The sequence below is a fragment of the Lacihabitans sp. CS3-21 genome, from assembly GCF_024343675.1.
Classification (GTDB): Bacteria; Bacteroidota; Bacteroidia; order Cytophagales; family Spirosomataceae; genus Leadbetterella.
The window spans coordinates 1-1,155 of the sequence record NZ_RJUD01000062.1 but is presented as its reverse complement, the minus strand read 5'-3'; the positions used below and the strand labels follow the sequence as shown (position 1 = coordinate 1,155).

Here is a 1,155-nt window from a genome sequence, read left to right as displayed (position 1 = left end):
ACATGAAGGAATTAAGAAATGAAGGGCATTAAGAACTTCATTTTCTTAAAATCTTCATCTTCTTCATGTTAAATTGGATAGCGAATTTTAACATGAAGGAATTAATAAATGAAGAGCATTAAGAACTTCATTTTCTTAAAATCTTCATCTTCTTCATGTAAAAAAAAACGTACTTCCTTTTTTGCGATAAGTAAGCATTTTTCGAGTTTTCTGCATTTCTTTGTAAACCAAAGAAAATCATTGATGAAAAAATTATTAATTCTACTTGCGAGTGTCTCGCTGTTATTCTCTTGTAAAAGCAAACCTGAGCTAAAAACTGGTCTTTGGCGAGCTGAAGTGCCTACTATTGCTGGCGTTTTGCCATTTCATATTCAAGTAGAAAAAAACCGAGCCTTTGCTATAAATGCAGATGAAAAATTGGCATTTGATACTTTATATTTTGAAAATGACTCCTTGCATTTGAAGATGGAACTCTTTGATGCTGAAATAATTGCAAAAGTGGAAGGAGAAACCATGAATGGGATATTTCGTAAAAAAATGGCCAATTTAGACAACAGAGAAGGAGCTTTTACGGCAAAGTTTGGACAAGAATTTAGATTTGAGAATGGCAAATCGAACGCATCTTTGGCAAATAAATATTCAATAATTTTTGATGATGGAAAAAGTACCTATGAAGCAGTGGGTATTTTCGAACAAAAAGATAATAAAGTAAAAGGTACATTTCTCACTACAACTGGAGACTATCGCTACCTGGATGGAAACGTGGTAGGTGATAGTCTGAAACTGACTTGTTTTGATGGAAATCATACATTTTTGTTCACTGCTAAAATAATTGGAGATAGCCTAACGGGAGGCACATTTTGCTATAGTTTGAAAGGAACAGAAAAATGGTCGGGTATAAAAAATGACCAAGCAGCTTTGCCAGATGCCAACAGCCTGACTTACTTAAAACCGGGTTTCACAAGTATAGACTTCAGTTTTCCTGACGAAACTGGTAAAAAGATTTCTATCAAAGATGAGCGATACAAAAACAGCGTTACCATAGTCCAAATATTAGGCTCGTGGTGTCCAAACTGTATGGATGAGACCCGTTTCTTGGCCGATTTCAAAAAGAAAAATCCTTCAGTCGAAATAATTGGACTAGCTTTCGAAAAA

At 34.5% G+C, this 1,155-nt stretch carries 1 protein-coding gene; it reads left to right on the top strand.

The annotated features are described in order from the left end of the window. Positions 1-243: 243 nt before the first annotated feature. Positions 244-1,155: TlpA family protein disulfide reductase (locus tag EGI24_RS14345; RefSeq protein WP_255049149.1), on the top strand; the 912-nt coding region annotated here is incomplete at its 3' end.